The organism is Rubritalea squalenifaciens DSM 18772 (assembly GCF_900141815.1).
Classification (GTDB): Bacteria; Verrucomicrobiota; Verrucomicrobiia; order Verrucomicrobiales; family Akkermansiaceae; genus Rubritalea; species Rubritalea squalenifaciens.
The window spans coordinates 700,397-720,325 of sequence record NZ_FQYR01000003.1 but is presented as its reverse complement, the minus strand read 5'-3'; the positions used below and the strand labels follow the sequence as shown (position 1 = coordinate 720,325).

The 19,929-nt window shown below is 50.5% G+C and carries 13 protein-coding genes and 1 tRNA gene; 6 read left to right on the top strand and 8 right to left on the bottom strand.

Annotation, left to right across the window (positions count from 1 at the left end; translation table 11 throughout):
• Positions 1-29: 29 nt before the first annotated feature.
• The 3 genes from floA (at position 30) to BUB27_RS08330 (ending at position 1,772) form a co-directional block, all read left to right on the top strand.
• The gene (gene floA, locus BUB27_RS08340; RefSeq protein WP_143183354.1) at positions 30-1,067 is read left to right on the top strand and encodes a flotillin-like protein FloA; all 1,038 of its coding nucleotides are present in this window, start codon (positions 30-32) and stop codon (positions 1,065-1,067) included.
• An 18-nt stretch (positions 1,068-1,085) separates the two neighbouring features.
• The gene (locus BUB27_RS08335) at positions 1,086-1,604 is read left to right on the top strand and encodes a hypothetical protein (RefSeq protein WP_143183353.1); all 519 of its coding nucleotides are present in this window, start codon (positions 1,086-1,088) and stop codon (positions 1,602-1,604) included.
• Between the two features lie 87 nt (positions 1,605-1,691).
• Positions 1,692-1,772: transfer RNA gene (locus BUB27_RS08330), tRNA-Leu, on the top strand.
• A 33-nt stretch (positions 1,773-1,805) separates the two neighbouring features.
• On the opposite strand, the gene BUB27_RS08325 is transcribed toward BUB27_RS08330, so the two are convergent.
• From BUB27_RS08325 to BUB27_RS08290, 8 genes are all read right to left on the bottom strand, one after another.
• Positions 1,806-2,918 (bottom strand): LOG family protein, encoded by a 1,113-nt coding sequence (locus BUB27_RS08325; protein ID WP_143183352.1) that lies wholly within the window; start codon positions 2,916-2,918, stop codon positions 1,806-1,808.
• A 56-nt stretch (positions 2,919-2,974) separates the two neighbouring features.
• Positions 2,975-6,112, bottom strand: a complete 3,138-nt coding sequence (locus BUB27_RS08320; RefSeq protein ID WP_234991732.1) for a UvrD-helicase domain-containing protein — start codon at positions 6,110-6,112, stop codon at positions 2,975-2,977.
• A 141-nt stretch (positions 6,113-6,253) separates the two neighbouring features.
• Positions 6,254-7,999 carry a sulfite reductase subunit alpha gene (locus BUB27_RS08315; RefSeq protein ID WP_143183350.1) on the bottom strand — a complete coding sequence of 582 codons (1,746 nt, stop codon included), beginning with the start codon at positions 7,997-7,999 and terminating at the stop codon, positions 6,254-6,256.
• Between the two features lie 275 nt (positions 8,000-8,274).
• Entirely contained in the window at positions 8,275-9,096 is an 822-nt protein-coding gene (locus BUB27_RS08310) for an SDR family NAD(P)-dependent oxidoreductase (protein WP_143183349.1), read from the bottom strand.
• 30 nt (positions 9,097-9,126) lie between these two features.
• Positions 9,127-9,558 (bottom strand): DUF6941 family protein, encoded by a 432-nt coding sequence (locus BUB27_RS08305; protein ID WP_143183348.1) that lies wholly within the window; start codon positions 9,556-9,558, stop codon positions 9,127-9,129.
• Positions 9,559-9,887: 329 nt separating this feature from the next.
• On the bottom strand, positions 9,888-10,670 hold the full coding sequence (locus BUB27_RS08300; RefSeq protein ID WP_143183347.1) for a helix-turn-helix transcriptional regulator: 783 nt from the start codon (positions 10,668-10,670) through the stop codon (positions 9,888-9,890).
• A gap of 102 nt (positions 10,671-10,772) precedes the next feature.
• Positions 10,773-12,311: a YifB family Mg chelatase-like AAA ATPase gene (locus BUB27_RS08295; protein ID WP_143183346.1), complete on the bottom strand. Its 1,539-nt coding sequence runs from the start codon at positions 12,309-12,311 to the stop codon at positions 10,773-10,775.
• Between the two features lie 411 nt (positions 12,312-12,722).
• The gene (locus BUB27_RS08290) at positions 12,723-13,073 is read right to left on the bottom strand and encodes an ArsR/SmtB family transcription factor (protein ID WP_143183345.1); all 351 of its coding nucleotides are present in this window, start codon (positions 13,071-13,073) and stop codon (positions 12,723-12,725) included.
• A 738-nt stretch (positions 13,074-13,811) separates the two neighbouring features.
• On the opposite strand from BUB27_RS08290, the gene BUB27_RS08285 reads away from it, so the two are divergent.
• The 3 genes from BUB27_RS08285 (at position 13,812) to BUB27_RS08275 (ending at position 19,925) form a co-directional block, all read left to right on the top strand.
• Positions 13,812-15,113, top strand: coding sequence for a TolC family protein (locus BUB27_RS08285; RefSeq protein WP_143183344.1), 1,302 nt, complete (start codon positions 13,812-13,814; stop codon positions 15,111-15,113).
• A gap of 4 nt (positions 15,114-15,117) precedes the next feature.
• On the top strand, positions 15,118-16,683 hold the full coding sequence (locus BUB27_RS08280; RefSeq protein WP_143183343.1) for an efflux RND transporter periplasmic adaptor subunit: 1,566 nt from the start codon (positions 15,118-15,120) through the stop codon (positions 16,681-16,683).
• A 122-nt stretch (positions 16,684-16,805) separates the two neighbouring features.
• Positions 16,806-19,925 (top strand): efflux RND transporter permease subunit, encoded by a 3,120-nt coding sequence (locus tag BUB27_RS08275; protein WP_143183342.1) that lies wholly within the window; start codon positions 16,806-16,808, stop codon positions 19,923-19,925.
• The last annotated feature ends 4 nt before the right edge of the window (positions 19,926-19,929 follow it).

Here is a 19,929-nt window from a genome sequence, read left to right as displayed (position 1 = left end):
TAAAAACTAACATATCCATTATGCAAAGTATGTCGTTCTCTAAATTCTTAGCCGCATCCCCGCCAGTACCTACTACAACACTAATTGTAGCATGTGTTGTCATCCTCTTTGGTCTCGTCTTGATCTACTTACTCCTCAAGTTCTTCAAGACTTGGCTTCGTGCTAGACTCTCTCAGGCACCCGTATCCTTTGGCAGCCTGATCGGAATGTGGCTGAGAAAGGTTCCATTCGGACTTATCGTAGACTGCAGAATTACAGCAAAAAAAGCCGGCTTGGATTACTCCACGGAGCTTCTTGAGGCCCACTACCTCTCTGGTGGCGACGTTGGCGATGTCGTACTGGCTCTGATTGCAGCGGACAAAGCTGGTATCACCCTGAATTTTGATAGAGCGTGCGCCATCGATCTTGCAACAAAGGACACTGGCAAAACCGTCCTTGAGGCTGTACGTACCTCCATTAACCCAAAAGTCATCGACTGCCCTAACCCAAATACAGGCATCTCCAAGATTACTGCTGTTGCCAAAGACGGTATCGCAGTAAATGCCCGCGCTCGAGTGACCGTTCGTACGAACTTGGATCGCTTCGTAGGCGGTGCGACTGAGGAGACCATTATCGCTCGCGTAGGCGAAGGCATCGTTACTTCTGTGGGTTCTGCTGAATCCTACAAAGCAGTTCTAGAGAACCCGGACTCTATCTCACGTCTTGTGCTAGGCAAGGGAGTTGACTCCGCAACTGCTTTTGAAATTCTCTCCATCGATATCGCTGATGTGGATGTTGCAGACAACATCGGCGCCCGACTTCAAGCTGAACAAGCTGAGGCCGACAAGCAGATCGCGCAAGCTAAAGCCGAGGTAAGGCGCGCAGCTGCTGTAGCTGCAGAACAAGAGATGTCTGCTCGTACTCAAGAAATGAGAGCCAAGGTGGTAGAAGCTGAAGCTCAGATCCCAATGGCTATTGCTGAAGCTTTCCGTAATGGCAACCTGGGAGTGATGGATTACGTAAAGTACCAGAACATCAAATCTGACACAAAAATGCGTGATTCCATCGCCGGCGAAGATTCTGAATAATCCCTATTAGCTTTCTGAATGGCCATATTCACCACACTTGCCGATATCGATCTGGATCCAAGAATCATTCTTGCGATTGGCTTCCTCGTGTTCAGTGGACTGAAATGGCTATTCGGCAAAGTAGGATCCCAAGGTCAGGCCAAACACGAGTCTGACCTAGAGGATATCTACGAGCAATACAGAGAAGAAATCAGGAGAAAGCAGACCAGCAATCCAACGGCTCCACCACAGGTAATTCAACAGCCAGCTCAGACTCCTCCCCCTCTCCCCATCCAGCATAAGTCAGCCCAAGTTTCTAAGCCGACCACGGTTGAGTCACTAACTCGTAGCTACCGCAAGCAGGAACCCAAGCTATCCAAGGCGGAACAGGAAGCCCTGGAGAAAATCCAATCATCGGGAAATCTACTCAGAAGCAAGCGCCGCAAGAAAGCGCGACATGGGAAGACATCCTACACGAAACTCCTCTCTACACCAGATAGCGCGAGACAAGCTATCGTACTCAGTGAGGTGCTAGGCCCACCAAAGGCGATGCGCTAGCTCCTCCTATTTGAGATTTTTTTGGTACTGAAGTGCTTTCCACTTTGACATGGGGAAACATTTCGTACATACCACAAGCACTTCAGGGCCGGCGTGGCGGAATTGGTAGACGCGCTCGACTCAAAATCGAGTTCCATTGGAGTGCCGGTTCGACTCCGGCCGCCGGTACTTCCCTGAAGATTCTTGTTCTAGTCATCTGACTTACTCCGTATCAGCGTCATTCAGTGCGTTGATAAACTCTCTCAATCGGCCAAAGTCTCTACGTTTGTGTCTGAAAACAATGCGATGTAGGGCGTCAAGCTCGTGCTCATCACCTTCCTCCGGCAAAGCCTCACTCTGGACCATTTCACCAGACTTCACGATACCTTTAAACTCTTTCGCCATGTGACTAAAGGCCTTCTCTTTGATCTTCTTCTTAATTCTGACCACTAGCTTATCTCCGACGTAACGGTAAGAGTGGAAGTTTTTGTAGAAGTGCGTGATCTCATTCACTGCTTCTTCCACATCGTCAGTCACCAAGAACAAGGAGAAATCAGAATCAGAAATCAACCCCAGACGGTGCAGGTGCTCCTCAACAAATTGATTCCAAAACTTCCAGTATTTCCCCCCTTTAGAGTCCAAGAGCACGATAGGATATACGATTGCCTTGCCTGTTTGAATGAGAGTAAGGGCCTCAAAGATTTCATCCATCGTTCCGAAGCCTCCGGGCAAGGCGACTGCGGCATTCGCTTCTTTCACAAATGACAACTTACGCGTAAAGAAGTAGTTGAAGTCGATTAACTTTTCGTCTTTTGCAATAAACAGGTTGGCTGCAGCCTCAAATGGCAAGGCGATGTTAAGACCAAAACTGGACTCTCTACCTGCACCTTCATTACCTGCTGCCATGATACCTGGTCCAGCACCAGTGATCGTCATAAACCCTTCTTCTGCCATTCTCTTAGAAAATCTAACGGCAGTCTGATATTCCTCCTCTTCAGGAAGCGTTCTAGCAGATCCAAATACAGCGACTTTTTTGATATCCCTGTATGGGTAGAAAACCTCCGTTGCGATTCGCATCTCTTTCAATGCTCGGTTCATCATCTTGAAGTCCCCTGTGGAGACTGCACCACGGGACAACCTAACTGCGGTAACCATCATTTCCGCCAGCAGGCAAGCATTAGACCCAGTATCCAGTTCTTGGGCCAGAGCCATGATTTTATCGTCGAGTTTCTTTTCCCCTGTAGATCCTATGTAGGAACATGATTCTGAGAGGATCAAACCACCAGTGAAATCCCTCTCCTGAGGAATCTGCTTTTTACCTATACGTTCACTCATACTAGCCTAATGCTAGGCTAGAGTTTCCGTCTGCGCTAGTAATAAGCACACGAATTTCAACTTAACTGGATGACCTTCTTAGCGTGAGTCGATAAGATGATTTTAGAGATGCTCGCTAGAGGTAGATCAAATATTTGAGCGACCGCTTGTTGGTAGAGATCCAGTTGTATTTTATATTTCTCAGCTAGTAGACCAACATCATCAGAAGCGTCTGTCTTGAAATCGATAATCTGAGCAGAAATTGGATGACCTCCATTATCTATAGATACGTGCAAACGATCAATTACCCCACTCACCCAGTCACCGTCTATGAGAACTTCTACAGCAACCTCACGATATAATTTCATGTTAGAATTTGCCGTGAACAGCTTAGATACCTTCTCGACATCTAAACATGCCTGGACGATCTGCTGAACACGTCTATTACCAGCCCACTTGAATGCCCCCCCTCTATGCCATTCGATGCTTTCAAGAGCCTGATGAACCTCAAGACCAACTCGTAATCCTCCTCGGCTCATCAATTGTTGTTGAATGTTCGCGCCTGCATGAGAGGAGGCCAAAATAGGCACCGCTTTCTGAGAAGCTTCCAATAATCGCACCTCCTCCACCTGTTGCGGACTCACTAGGATAGACTCCTTGTCATCCAACCAATTCCACGAGCCTGATTCATAAAGCACGGTACCTGAAAGATCACTGAAGTGCTCATCTCGCACCGCGTCATCCCCCAGAGCAAGACGCAACCAATCAGAATTCCTTCTCGATAACGAAGAGCTCTTGCCCCTCTTCGGCAATAAGCAATATATGCCTGACTTGGCACGAGACAAAGCCACATAATGGACACAGAAAGCCTCGTAAGCTTGATCAGACTGCCAGCGATCGACTTCAGCTTGCAATTCTTCGTCAGCTAGCGCCAACTGCTTTTGAGGAAACAGAAGATGATGCTCTACATTTCCATCAGGATCTTTCTTTTCCAACAAATCCAATTTACCCAGTGAGTCGAATGAGCTGGTTTCCAGCGAGGGTAATATGACAACATCAAAACCAAGGCCTTTGGACTTGTGAACGGTCATAATCTGGACCACCCCTTCACGCGTCACCTCTTTTTGACGCCACTGCTCCATTTCGCTCACCCAGTCTTCAAGGCTCCCGCCACGCTTAACAAATTGAGCCGCTGAACGTTCAAGCTCATGCAAGCGTCCCACACTGTAGTTTGAAAGCGACACGCGCTCTCTAAGACCAAGGATCAAGGAGTGAAGCACTTCACTTATATCTGAGACATTAAGCTTCCTGTTCCACTGGAACCATACGGATTGGTCAGAGTTTTCACCGAAACCCATCACTGACGACAATGGGCTCATCTTCAAATGATTTGACGCCAAGCTATCACCGGGGTGAGCAAGAAAACGAAACGCATCACATATTGCATAAGAGACAGGGTTATCCTCGGCAACTGTGATTTCACTGTCCATCGCGACAGGCAAATCCGGGCAGTTAGCCCTGAGGTAATCACCAAGCGCTTTTGCATGGGAATTGTTTCGAACAATGACAGCGCAGGATAACTTCCGCTTCACAGGAGCGACCTTAGCAAGAATCTCCCCAACCCAGGCGTATTGCAGTTCTTTGCCTTCGAGCTCGTCTGACTCTTGAACCTCACACACCCAGGCATGCCCCTTGCCTGACTTTGCTGCGGTATGCTCTTCGTAGTCCCAGCGGGCGAGAGAGTCTTCACTAAAGAGCTCCCTCATGGCTTCACTGGATGGGTCACATACTAGGTTCAATAGATCGAGGACCTCTGGCGTTGAGCGCCAGGATTTGTCCATTGGACTCTGAGTAAGGCGGCCGCTGTAGCGTTCAGCGACTTCATTAAACAACTCAGAATCGCCTCCTCGCCATCCATATATACCCTGTTTCGTATCACCAACGACAAACAATGAGCGAGTACCCTCCTCAGAGTACATAATCTCATCAATCAGGTTTTGAATTACAGCCCATTGAACCCTGCTCGTATCCTGAAACTCATCAAGCATCCAGTGATCGTAACGTCCATCTAAACGATAATCCACCAGTTCTCTGGCCACCTCATCCCACAACCCTGTCGTGTCCTGTCCAGCTAACAGCAGCCCAATATCACTAAAGCTAAGCTTGCCCTGGCCTCTCACTTTCTTTTGATAAAGTTTCTCATAGGTATTGATCACCTCAAACACACCACGAGTGCGCTCCATTTTGAGCTCAAGTTCACAGCAGACAAAATTCGAAGCCAGCTGATCAAGCAAGCCAAGCAATTCCCCCTTTGCCACGTATTCTTTCCTAGAGTATGGGATCACCCATTCTCCTGATCGGATATCGGATAGATTTTCTAGAATGCGGCCCGCCCCAGAGGGCAAGTCACTGACTGGCATCCCTTTCTCATAGCTTCCCAGCCACTCAACAGCTGCAATCAATGATTTCACCAAACTTCTATGCCACCCAAGCCCCTCAAGGAGAGTAACAGCCTGCTCCATTTTGACTAACGGGTCAGCGCACTTCTTCCATGGGTGCTCATGATCCCAGAGCGCCTCTGGATTCCCCCATTTCGATGCATCAGGCGAGGATAGCCAGCGATAATGATAGGCATTGATGAAATCCTTTAAGGTGTCAATGAGCCGGGCCTCCTCATTCCCCATTGTAGCGAGTTTAAATGCCTCTAGGAAACTATGGTAGGACTTGGCCATCTTCCCTTGCGAGGAGAACATCTCCGTCAACACCGAGAGCTTTTCCTGATCCAGTTCACTTCCCTGTACTAGATCAAATCCCGCCAATCCGAGCTCAAAGGTGAAATAGCGAACAATTTTGACAAAATAGCTGTCCAGAGTGCTTAAGGTCAACTTATCAAGCGCTTTGGTCATTTCACCAAGCTTGAGCTGGAAAAACTCCTGGCTCATGACTGGTAGATCGACCTCGCCAGAAACCAGCCCTTTCATCTCCCCATGTCCCTTCACGGCACTTTGAATTTGCGCAGACAGATCGGCGGCCCCGGCAGATGACGCGGCCCCATCAGCCAGCATGGTGAGAATACGGTCGGCAAACTCCCCGGCAGCCTTTCTGGTGAAGGTTAGAGCGATTATTTTTTCCGGTCGCACTCCTAGCACGACTAGAGCCAAATAACGGTTTGCCAGCTGCCAGGTTTTTCCACTACCGGCAGACGCCCTGATCATCAAACTTTCGAACTTTGGCACGAGCGTTAGATTAAGCCATTCGTCATATTACACAATCCCTTAGGCAACATCATTCCTAAATACAAAAAGCCCCAGCATAGGCCGGGGCTTTATAAATTGCATTTAGAAGGACGAGTCTAATTAATATACGTCGCGACAGTAACGCTTCTCTTTCTTGAGCGTCTTCACAAATTCAGCCGCCTCTTCCTCGCTTAGTTTGCCGTGTTGCTCAGCCACCTTATGCAGGGCTGCATCAACATCTTTCGCCATTCTGGATGCATCACCGCAGACGTAGAAGCTGGCCTTGTCTTCACTAAGCCATTTCCATAGCTCAGCGCCTTGCTCAAGCATTCTGTGCTGGACATAAACTTTCTCGGCCTGATCTCTTGAGAATGCTGTATCAAGCTTAGTGAGCACACCCTCCTTCTGAAGCTCCTCCAACTCATCCTTATAAAGGAAATCCTTGGACTCATAGGGGTTACCGAAGAAGAGCCAGTTTCCACCTTTAGCACCGGAAACTTTACGCTCTTGGAGAAATGCTCGGAATGGCGCAATACCAGTACCAGGACCTACCATGATCACTGGAGTCTCTCCATTCTCAGGTAAACGGAACGCCTTATTGCTGTGGACAAATACGCCCGGCTGCACTCCGTTAACGCGATCAGAAAGGAAAGTTGAACACACTCCTCCGCGGTTGCGGTAATGACTGTTGTAGCGAACTACGCCGACAGTGAGATGAACTTCACCAGGATTTGCATTTGGTGATGAAGCAATGGAGTACAATCTAGGCTGCAACTTCTTAAGGACAGCTACAAACTCCTCAGCATCTTCAAAGTCTGCTGGATGGTCAGTAATGAGATCGATCAACTCACGTCCCCAACAGAAATCCTCGTAGGCTTCTTTGCTGTCAGCCTCCACAAGTGACCTCAAGAATGGTGAACCACTGCGTGCCTGCCAGCTTTCGATAAATTTCTTATTCAGATTACGGATGTCGTAGTGCTCAATAAGTGCTTCGCGCAGAGTAGCCTCACCGCCACCGGGAAGAGGAACCTCTTCAGTAGGCTTGAACGGCAGATTCTCAAGAATCTCATCTACCAAGGCTACATCATTCTGCGGCAAAACACCAAGTGCATCTCCCACTTCGTACTCGATACCAGAACCATCAAGACTGATTTCAACATGCTGAGTTTGGCGCTCAGAATCATCTGTATTCAGGTTGTAGTTCTGAAGCACATCAGCACGGAATGGATTCTTCTTGCTGTATCCATCCTCTGTAGGCTCTTCAAACGCTGGCGCAACTGCTGCCTGAGATCCCCCAAGTGCATCCATCACGCCATCACGCCACAGGGCAAACGGCTCATCGAAATCAACGTCGCAATCAACACGATCATAGATGCGCGTGGCACCGAGTTGCTCGAAGCGGGTATCAAACTCGATACCGCACTTACAGAAATCAGGATACTCAGTATCACCAAGAGCAAGCACGGAGAAATTAACCCCCTCAAGACTCGGGGCGGCATCGCTGAGAATCCACTCATGAAGGTCTGCTGCGTTGTCTGGTGGTTCCCCGTCACCATAGGTGGAGGTAATGATCAGAACGTTCTGCTCAGATGGCAGCTTCTCCTTCTCATAGGAGGCCATATCAATCACCTCTGGATTGAAGTTGAGTTTGGCCATTGCCTTGGAGAGTTTCTTCCCAAGTGATTCCGAATTGCCTGTCTGTGAGCCAATAAGAATAGTAACTGGAATCGCGGGCGCTGATCCCTGACCAGTAAGTCCTCGGCCAGACGTCAGGTCACTGATAAAGTTACCTACGAGATTATTGAGCCACTGCCGTTGTTCGGCAGTGAAGGGAGCATCATCAGGAATGTAATTCGGCTGTGACATAATAGAAATCTTGTTCCCTTCAGAAACCATTTCGAAGGGGGCGGACAAATTGCTTAAAAGGTGTGAAGCATGCAAGCCCTGACTGTGCCAGTATGCTGATTTCGTACTTAGCAATCCAGAACAGATGATAATGCCCAATATCCGGGATTGCTAGATTTTATATACAAGCCACCCCTAAAGTCACAAAGATCAAGCCCGCAATCAAACGCGCGCTTCAATCTTTCGCTCGAGTTAACAGCGTGTAAAACACGCCCAAGTCACTCAAGATCTATGATCTAGACATCTGTGGGTAATTTGCGTGGTCGCGTTCCCATGATAAGTCGAATAGCCACGACTGGTAGTAAGGAGATCGCTGCGGCAGCTAAGCCAATTTTCCATCCCGGGTAAACCCTCGCGCGATCCTTGACCAACCCGTCCAGCGCTTCAGCTACCACCTGCTCTTTAGGTGTGTAGAAAAACTCCTTTCCAGGGATCTTGTTCTGCTGATCATCCCTCATTGCCACGGAACCAAACTCCGTGTGGACGGGACCTGGGCACAATGCCAGTGCATTCACACCAGTCCCCTTCAGCTCCATGCGAATTGCCTCAGTGAAGCTGGTAACGTAAGCCTTAGTGGCCGCATATACAGCAAAATCCGGAATAGGGAGAATGCTCGCCAAGGAGCTTACATTCAATATAGCCCCGCTACCCGACTCGATCATCTTGGGCAACAAGGCGTGAGTCAGGTGAGTCAGAGCATTAATGTTAAGCTTGAGCATCTGCTCCAGCTTGGGCCACTCTGCCTGCACAAATTCACCATAGTCGCCCATGCCTGCATTGTTTACTAGCAAGTCAGGCTGAGCGCCGTGCTCGACTAGCAATGTAATGAAATCCTCACGCTCTTGTTGGTTCGTGAGATCCACCGCAAAATGCAGCACATCAAGATTGGGGTTTCTCTTCCGCAACTCACTCGCCAATTCATGCAGTTTGTCCGAGCGGCGCGCCACTAGGATAATTTGATGACAATTTTCGGCAAGCTGTAGAGCGAACTCTTCACCGAGGCCAGCAGAGGCCCCGGTGATAAGTGCGGAACGATACAGGGGATATGATTCCGTCATTTTAAAGGGGTCTTTAAATCAAGCTTCCGCTTAGGCAGTTGGTTGCTGCTGTTGTTGTTGTTGTTGATCCACTTCAACGATACGAAGTGGAATACGGGAAAGAAGCTCGTCATCAACACTAATGTCGATGGAGTAGATTCCATCTTCAGGGAAACGAAGACCCTGGAGATTAAGGATCAGGTTACGTGTCATAAATGGTACGTTCTCAGGAAGCTCAATCGGCATGTCAGCCTCGATTGGCATCTTGTCGTCGAGTGCGTTGCCATCTTCATCGATGATGTTGACTGTAAACTTGTGGTTACCGGAATCTTCTGGAGTGATGCAGAGGCGCATGGCGAGGCAGCACTGTGGATGGATGACTGGCATCTTAGGGGCAGCCAAGGTATCGAAGGTGCCGTTGATTACCATCTTGCCATTGTAGTCAGCTGCAAAGTCGCAAAGTGTCGCAATTTGAATGTCCATGAAGTTTTTTCTATGTAATTTATGAATATCCCATTCGGGATAGACACAGCTATGACATAAATGTCTCTCACGTCCAGCATGGACTTAAAAAACAAGACGCATATCCGGCTGCACCGCAAAATCAACCCAACTCACCCACGGCGAGGAGAGTCGCTCATGGTATATCTCACGATAATTCGCGAGATATACCGAGGGCAACTAGGCAAAGTTTGTCAGGAATGACACACACACTTTCTCCTGCGTAACTCTACTAGATGGCTGCCTGAGGCAGCAATTGCTCTCTAGAGTGACAACCACTATACTCCTACTCCCCTGATCTGCCTATCCCCTCATTTGGGGGGCGCCCCTTCAGACTTCAAATCCGCAGCCAGCATTCTCCTGACTAGTTGTGCGTGAGAATTTACCGAGAAATGCCTGTAAATCTCTTTGATGTAACCGGACACTGTATTCTCGGTGATCTCTAGCTGGTGAGCAATCTGCTTTCTCCCCATACCTTCAAGCAACAGATTAAGCACCACGCGCTGCCTAGGGGACAACTCAGGTACGCTAGCCCCTCGGTCATTGGGCCAACCTGTAAGATGGAGCCAGGAAACTTCCCCCAGAATGATGTGGATGATCCTACGGTCTCTCTCGGAAAAAGCCGCCTGACTCAGCCTGCGATAGAAAACCACGCTACTTGTTGAGTCCTGATCCAGCGGATAATAGCTCATCACCAAAGAACCGATATCCGCATCCTCCCACAACTCACGAATACCATCCTGCATAGCTAGCCCCTTAGGGTCGATCTGCTCCCTTGTCCATGTCAGGTGTTGCCCCGTATCTGCCAACTCTTGAAAGAATGGCTCCACCACCTTTCCCATCACTGGATGTTCAGCTGCCGAGATCAATTTGGTGAAACGTTCTTCCTCAAAACCCTCATGAAGAAAACTCACATAGACCTGGGGTTCTCCAGGATTAATGTGGCAGCCAAGCGCCCAGACACAAGAATCGGCATCCACCAAACGGCACAAGCCGTTCATTAGATATCTCTTCTTGGCTGCTTGCCCTCCATCCACCGCTACAGTCTCCGCGAGCAGCCTAACCATTTTTCTGACATCACTTTCCTCAAGCATAGAAATAGCAGCTGTTTTACTACTCCACTCAAACGACCTTAGCTACAGCAGATTACCAATCCCGAAAGACCTTAGCAACCCTACATCAAAACCTGAATCCTATCACATCATAAGCTTTCTATCCAGTGAGCGGTACTGAATAGCCTCAAGAATATGACCAAGCTGTATACTTTCCTGCGCTTCTAGATCAGCCAGGGTTCTAGCAACCTTAAGAATACGGTCATGGGCGCGCGCCGAGAAGTTGAGCATCTCCATCGCTTGCTCAAGCTGTTTGGAAGAAGCTTCATCTAACTTGCAATGCTTGGCTACCATGCTGCTCGGCATTGAGGCATTACTAAATACGCCCTGATGAGCTCTGAATCGGTGAAGCTGGCGATCCCTGGCCTCCGTTACCCGTCCACGAATCACTTCGGAACTCTCTCCGCCACTTCCCTCCTTGAGTTCCTTGTAGGGAACGAGAGGCACTTCCACATGGAGATCAATTCTATCTAACAAAGGGCCTGAAATCTTACGTCGGTATCTCTCGATCTGAACCGGAGAACAGCGGCACTCGCGCTTCAAATCCCCATAATAACCGCATGGACATGGATTCATTGCGGCAATCAACAGGCAATCACTTGGAAAAGTCACACTCCCCATGGCTCTGGAGATCGTTGTCTCCCTGTCCTCCAGAGGAGCTCGCAGCACCTCAAGCGTCTGCCTCCTGAATTCAGGCAACTCATCTAGAAACAAAACTCCGTTATGTGCTAAACTAACCTCACCGGGTCCAGGGTTTGTACCGCCACCTAACAATCCAGCATCACTAATCGTGTGATGTGGCGAACGGAACGGCCGCGTGACCATAAACGAATCCTTACCGTTCAATCTTCCGCTGATGGAATGAATCTTCGTGGCCTGAATGGCCTCATCTTCCGTCATATCTGGAAGAATGGTACCCATCCTCTTGGCAATCATTGATTTACCAGTCCCAGGAGGCCCTACCATGAGTAAATTGTGACCACCGGCTGCAGCCACCTCGAGAGCGCGCTTCACCATATGCTGACCTTTCACATCGCATAGATCCTCTTGATAGACTCTACGAGAACTAAAGAAACTCTGCCGGTCCAGATCATAGGGCGCACGCATCTCTTCTCCTGTCAGAAATCTCCAGGTAGCATGCAGGTTTTCCATCCCGTAGACTTCTACACCTTCCACTACCGCTGCCTCAGCAGCATTTACCTCTGGAACAATCAACCGCGTCTTGCCCCGCTTTCTGGCCTCAAGAGCAATAGATATCACCCCTTTTACAGGCCGAAGGCTCCCGTCCAAAGCCAGCTCACCCACCATCATATATTGCTCGAACCTTGGAATATCCTTTTCCATACCGGCAGCCGCCATGGCAACAGCGATTGGTAGGTCAAAGCTGGGTCCCTCCTTCCTCAAGTCAGCTGGTGCTAGATTGACCGTATTTAAGCCGGTATTGAAGGCCAGCGCACTATTCGAAATAGCGCTCAACACCCGCTGTGAACTCTCTCGCACGGAGGCATCCGGCAACCCAACAATTTGCATGGTAAACTTGTCCTTTTTGACAGAGTTCACCTCGACCTCGACTTCGACAGCATCCACACCTTGTAGTGCAGCAGAGAATACCTTCACTAGCATGATGACTATGCCTTAGCATGAAACGAAATCAGCATCAACACAAATAGTGTTCACAAAAACACACTAACTGGGGTTTTTTGCACATCCCCCAAAAATGCACAATCTGAGGGTCATTTTTGGGGGATGTGCAAAAAACCCCAGCTTGCAAAGGCTGCATAAATGAACTAACAAAATTTAGGACACTCCCTGTACGAAATCCGTGGGGAAGCTCAAATCAGCGGTTCCCTAATTCTCTGTGGCTAATGCCGCCACTTTCTAGAGTTTGAGGAGGCGAAGCCTTTCAGTCGAAGGCGTTGAACTGCAAGTAGTAAGCCCGAAGGGAAAGCCTTCTCGCAGCTACTGCTTGTGCCGCTCTCCCTTCTCCTGGGATGTATTCTGCAGCCATCGAACAATCTCAAAGGTAAATGGCCATTAAATGCCATTTACTTTACCTAGATCCCCCAGGCTTCGAGCCGTCAAGGTCAGGGAATAGATGATAAATTTTCCATCCTTTTCGAATTCTACGAGTCCTGCTTTCCTCAGTATTCTGAGGTATTGTGACGCTGTAGGGACTGGAATACCCATGACGTGAGATAAATCGCAGACACAGCACGGTTCCAGACCCAGCAAATAAAGCACCTGCAAGCGGGATGGGTGCGATAATGCCTTGTAGATTTTTGCTATGTCAACAAAGGCATCCGCCTCCAGCCCCTTTTTAAGACGAGCTACTTTACTCGTGTTCAGGCACTTAGGGGTGTCGATCATTGCAATATCGGCTTTCATTATGCAAAATTGTAAAATGTTCCTTGCGTAATTCAAGTGTTGAGTTACGTTATGCGAAATCACATAGCGTCCGCGTCACAAACAGAAGCCGTTTGCCCGCTCAACTATTTGACCTCAAATTATACAATGCCTCGTAAACTTACAGCACTAGTTATGCTTTGGTTGATGTTAGTGGGAATTTCCACTTCTCAGCCTGGCCTTGGCTATTGTCTTTGTATACAGAACTTTTTCGTGGGAAAATGCGAGTGCCTTGATGTCATTCCAGAGGGAGCCTGCTCACGTTTTAGCAGTGAAGAATCTTGTGACTGTTCTTCGCAAGACACCTCTGAGATTGATGTTTCTCCTAATCGAGGCCAAGATTGTTCGCTAGATCTCTACATGGAGCTAGACAATTTTGTTGCTGTAGATTCCATCCAAAGCCATAGCCGAAACGGGGCTGACCCCATGGCATCTCCAAGGTCGTTAGGAGAAATCGCCACCGCGTTTTCCCTTACAAGATCCATCCACGGAATACGTGGAAGCCCCCCGTTTGTGGGACTCATTCCCTCTGTATCTCTTCGTGTGAGGTATTCAGTGTTTCTCGTTTGATTCACTGGTTTGACAGCGAGCGCTCATTTTTAGCGCACGCTTTTTTATGCCCTAAAGCCGCAATTGTTTCTCGCGGTTTCCCAGCTGTGGCCGATTCCTCTGTTGGATCAGGCACCCACTCAAACCAAGTGACTTCTAACCCACATTCTTATGCATTTAAGGCTCTCAATTTTTTTAATTTTCCCATTCCTATTCATTTCCTGCGCCTCTGACCCTCAGTCTCGATCAAGCAGGGAATCAGCCAATCGATTTACTTCCAGCCACAACACCGGATTAAAATCAGCGCCTCTTTTGAAGGGAGTCGTCTCCCGCAATCGTGCTATTCAACATGCGTTGATCTATAGCCCCAGATTACAGTCTCTACGCGCGGAACTCAGGGCTCTTGAAGCGGAGACAATCCAGGCCGGGCTTCCACCAAACCCCGAAATAGGACTGGACGTGGAGAACTTCGCCGGAAGTGGTGAGAGCAGCGGTTTCAATGGAGCTGAAATCACCGCAGCGCTATCTCAAAAACTGGAACTCGGGGGCAAACGGTCGAAGCGAACGATGGTCGCAGCACTCAAAGCTGCAGCACTTAAAGCCGAGATTGCCAGCGAAGAACGTAATATCCGAATCGCCGCTGACAGGGCTTTCACCACCCTTCTGGAAGCGCGGAAGCTTCGCGAACTAAGCGAACAAAATCTTGGCCGTGCAGAGGAAAACTTGAGCACGCTGAATACTTTGCTTGAGGTAGGAAAAAGCAATCGGATCGATGTCGGTAAGGCGAGGCTAGCCATCTCCGAAGCCAAGGAAAATCTTGCCGAGGCTCGCTCTGCGGAGAGCAATGCCTCAGCAGAACTGAGCCAGATATGGGGAGGTGGATCACCCAATGTCACCGCCGCCGGATCGCTTGATGCTCCGCGAGGTGCTGTCCCATCAAATCCCGAATCCGCGATCTCGCGCCATCCAGCGATGCGTGCCGCTGCGCTTCGTTTCGCCCGTGCGCAAGCCACCTACGACCTCGAAAAAGCGAAGCGTTATTCCGATATTGAGGTAGGCGGCGGAGTCCGCGAGATGCGTGATGCCAATGAGACGGCTGCGGTGGTCGGCATCCGTATTCCACTCCCTATTTTCGACCGTAATCAGGGGAATATTCAGGCCGCCAAAGAACGCCTCGACAGCGCCCAAGCCAATGGCCGCGCCACCGAAAGCGAACTTCGCTCCCGCATTACCAAACTCTCCTCAGATCTCCGTGCCGCCCGCAGCCGTGCCAGCGAATTCGACACGCGAACCATCAATGCAGCCCGCCAAGGACTGACTGACACCCGCGAAGCCTACAACTCAGGCAAAGCTTCTTTGCTCGAAGTGCTTGATGCCCGCAAAACCCTTTTCAAGGTCGAGCGCGGTCAGACCCGCGCCCAGGCTGATCTTCTCCGCGCCCACAATTCCCTAAAAACAATGACTAACAACTGAAACTATGAAACTAATACCAAAACTAAGCCAGGCCATCGGCCTTGGCATCCTCACCTTTTTTTTCGCCGCATGTAATGCCGAGAAAAATGAAACCAACACGAAATCCGAATCGACTGAAGCCAGTGAGAAATCCTCCGATGGAGAAATCGAAGTCCACGCCGTAGCGGCCTGCCCCACGGGCGAAGGCTGCTTCATTTGCGATGCTTCAAAACGCGATGCCAAGCGCCTCTGGTGCAAGGAACATGACCGATACGAAGATCGTTGTTTCCTTTGTCACCCGGAAATCAAAGACCCAAAGCGGTTGTATTGCACCGAGCACGGTGTCTATGAAGATGAATGCTATCTTTGCCATCCTGAACTGAAGGGCGACAAAGCCGGAGTTGCCGCACCGTCAGCACCCGCCAATGCCCTGATGTGCAACGAGCATGGTGTCCTGGAAAAGGAATGCGCCATCTGCCAACCTCAGCTCGCAGCCAGCCTCAAGGCGGGTGAAAGCCTCAAGATCCGCGTCGCATCTGCCGAGTCGATGGAAAAGGTAGGAGTCAAAGTTTCCAATCCGGAAACTACCACCGGCCAGCCTGCTGTCGAAGCTTACGCAACGGTCGATTACAATCAAAACAAGGTCGCGAAAATCACTCCTCTGGTCGAGGGCATCGTCCAGAAAATCGCAGTGGTTCCCGGTCAAAAAGTTGCCGCTGGTGAAATTCTCGGCACGGTGAATTCACCGGACTTCGCGGAAATGAAAAGCCGTTTTCTCTCTGCGAATGCCGCAAAGAAGCTCGCTGGTCTTCAGGTAATTCGCGAGCGCAAGTTAGCGGATAAACAGATCTCCGCCGCCGCCGATCTCGAAGCCGCCGAAGCAGCTGCAGAAGTCGCCGATGTGGATTTGTCCACAGCACGCCAGCGATTGCTCAATCTCGGATTGAGCGAGAACGAAATCAATCTGCTCGCCTCCGACGGTCGTCCGACTTCTTTACTCACTCTAAAAGCTCCCTTTGCGGGAACCATCGTTGACCGCGATGTCTCCGTAGGAGAGCGGATCGAACCCGGCGAAGCGATCTTCGTTCTGGCCGATCTCTCGACCATGTGGCTTGAACTCTCTATTCCCGCCCGCGATGCTGCAGGCCTAACACCTGGAATGGAAGTAAGCGCGACTTTCACCGACATACCGGATACAGTCATCACCGGCGAACTTGTATGGATCGCGAGTGCGGTAGATGAGAAATCCCGCCGCATACAGGCACGCGCTTTGGTGATCGCACCTCCAGCCGCTTTACGGAAAGGCCTATATGGGGACGCTCGCATCCACCTTGGCAAGGCCAGCCCTACACTCGCAGTTCCCACAGGCGCGATCCAGACCATTGATGGAGTTCCTTTCGTCTTCGTCCGCAAGGAACCCGCACTCTACGCAGCAACCCGCGTTGAAATCACACATGGCGCGGCTTCCGGAGAACTAACCGCGATCCGCAGCGGACTTACGCCCGGCGATAAAATCGTCAGCCAAGGTAGCTACATCCTGCGCTCGGAGTTTCTCAAGTCACTTCTCGGTGCTGGCTGCGTCGATGATTGATAGCCGCCACACGCAACGTTTGAGTCAGCGCAACCCACTCTTGGTGCTGGCTGCGTCGATGATTTATAGCCGCCACACCAACCGCACCCCGCTCTTTCTATTTTTCAATCTATTCCGCACCCATGTTCACACATCTCATTCGCTTCTGTCTGGCCAACCGCCTGTTAGTCTTCCTTTTTACCGCCTTGATCGCAGTTGCCGGGATCTGGGCGGGATCGCGTGTTCCTGTTGATGCCTTTCCGGATACCACTCCAATCCAAGTTCAGATCAATACCGTTGCTCCGTCACTCAATGGCGAAGAGATTGAGCAACAGATCACTCTGCCCGTTGAACTGGAAATATCCGGCCTTCCCGGACTCGTCAGTGTGCGCTCAGTCTCCAAATTCGGTCTCTCTCAGGTTGTCGCCACCTTTGATGACGATACGGAAATCACCACCGCTCGCCAGTATATTTCCGAAAGACTCCTCACAGTCGAGCTGCCCGATGGAGTCGGCACACCGCAGATGGGACCGATCTCGACCGGACTCGGTGAAATCTTCCATTACGTGATCCGTAGTAGCGACGGCAGTCGCAGTCTTGAACAACTCCGAACCATCCATGATTGGATCATCAAGCCCGAACTTCGCAAAGTCCCTGGCGTTGCTGAAGTAAACTCATGGGGAGGCCTCGAAAAACAATATCACGTTGTAGTCGATCCAGAGCTACTGGTAAAATTTGATTTATCTCTCTCCGATATCGTAGAGGCTTTGGAAAAAAACAACCGCAACGTGGGCGGAGGCCGGGTTACTGTCAGCGGCCAAGATTTACTGGTTCATGGTGTAGGGCGAGTCAGCTCCATTAAACAAATCGAAAGAATCGAGGTCGCTTCTAGCGAAGGGACTCCGGTTCGTGTTTCAGATATAGCGGAAGTGCAGATCGGCAGTGAGCTACGTCGTGGCGCGGTTACTGCTGACGGTCAGGGCGAAGTCGTCCTCGGCCTTGCCTTCATGCTGATGGGTGAGAACGCCCAAGAAGTGACCCAAGCACTCAAAGTTCGCTTGGAAGAAATCCGCCCGTCTCTCCCCGATGGTGTGGAAGTCCAAATTGTTTACGACCGCACCGAGCTGACTGATTCGGTACTCGATACCGTGACCCACAACCTCGTCGGTGGTGCGTTACTGGTCACTCTAACACTTTTAATCCTGCTTGGGAATGTCCGCGCCGGTCTCCTGGTCGCCATCTGTATCCCGCTCGCCATGCTCTTCGCTGTGCTTGGAATGAACTATTTCGCCATCACCGCTAGCCTTCTCAGCCTAGGAGCTATCGACTTTGGCCTGATCGTCGATGGATCTGTGGTCATGACGGAAGCCAACTTGCGCGGCCTCGCTGATCGCACCCGCCAAGCCGGGCGAAAACTCACAGTCTTGGAACGCTTCAATTGCATCTTCGAGTCAAGCCGCTCAGTCGCCCGCCCAATTCTCTTTGGTATGGGAATTATTGCCGTGGTTTTCCTGCCCATTCTCACCCTGGAAGGCACCGAAGGAAAAATGTTCCGCCCCATGGCCACGACCTTCATCCTCGCCCTACTTGGCGCACTGATTATTGCCATCGTCATTTCCCCCGTCCTTGGACACCTGTTTTTACCCCGTAAATTCAAGAACAAGGAAGGCTGGTTCTCACGCAAGCTCACTAGTGGCTACTCGGCTATCCTTGGTATAGTTCTGAAAGTTCGCTGGATCGTCCTCTCCGTTGTCCTCGCGCTGCTCGTCGTCACTGGCTTCGTCTCCACCCGACTTGGCGGTGAGTTTATCCCGCGCCTCAGTGAAGGTGCGGTCGTAGCGAACACCATCCGCTTGGCCGGAACCTCCATCGATACATCCACTGACTACAACACTCAGATCGAAAAGCTACTCAAGGAGAAATTCCCTGATGAAGTTCGCCACGTTTGGAGCCGTATCGGCACCGCCGAGATTGCCACTGATCCGATGGGCACCGAACTCACCGACATCTTCCTTTCTCTGAAGCCCCGCGATCAATGGACTCGCGCCAAAACCCAGGACGAACTCGTTGCCAAGATGCAGGAAACCGTCTCAACCCTGCCCGGCGTGAACATCCTTTTTACACAACCCATCGAGATGCGACTAAATGAAATGGAATCCGGCGTGCGCTCAGATGTCGGTATTCTAATTTACGGCGATAGCTTCGAAACGCTTACCCGCCTCAGCGATGAAATCCAGAAAGTGCTCGTTGACATCGACGGACAAGCCGACGTTTCCACCGACCAGATCAGCGGCCAGCCCGGCCTGCGGATCGAGCTGCGCCCTGAAAAAATGGCTCGCCTTGGAATTTCAGCATCCGAAATTTTACCATACATCGAGGCAATCGGTGTGCTCCGTGTCGGCGAAATCTATGAAGGGCAGCGCCAGTTTCCACTCGGCATTGTCCTGCCTGAAAAATATCGCACCAACATCGAAGCCGTTCGGAACCTTGTCATTCCGACTGCCAATGGAATTCGGGTTCCTCTCTCCGAGGTCGCTGACATCGTCGAAGCACCCGGTGCAGCTACAATTAACCGCGAATGGGGTCGCCGCCTGATCCGAGTCCAGAGCAATGTCGATGGCAGAGACGTGGTTTCTTTTGTCGAAGAAGCCAAACGCAAGATCGCTGAAGAGATTGATCTTCCGGAAGGATATGTCATCGAGTGGGGTGGCCAATTCGAAAACCTGGAACGCGCCCACACCCGGCTTTCCCTAGTCGTTCCACTGACCATGATCCTCGTCTTTGTGCTGCTCTATCTCAGTCTGCGGAACCTCAAGGATGTCGCCCTGATTTATCTCGGGATTCCCTTCGCGCTTGTCGGTGGTGTTCTCTCCTTGTGGCTGCGCGACATCCCATTCAGTGTCAGTGCCGCCATCGGGTTCATCGCGCTATTCGGAATCGCTGTGCTCAACGGCCAGATCCTGATTGAGGCGATCCGTTCCAATCTACAGGACGCGACCGATGCCGTCACCGCCGTAAAACAAGCGGCGACTCAACGTCTCCGTCCCGTCTTGGCCACCGCCATCACCGATGCCATCGGTTTCCTTCCAATGGCCATCTCGACTGGCGTAGGCTCGGAAGTCCAGAAACCTCTGGCCACCGTTGTCATCGGCGGAGTCATCACTTCGACCGCCCTCACTCTCGTTGTGCTACCAATTCTTTACCTGATGGTGAACCGTAAGCGGCAGAATTCATCAACTATAGAAACCACTCCAGCCCAATAAATCG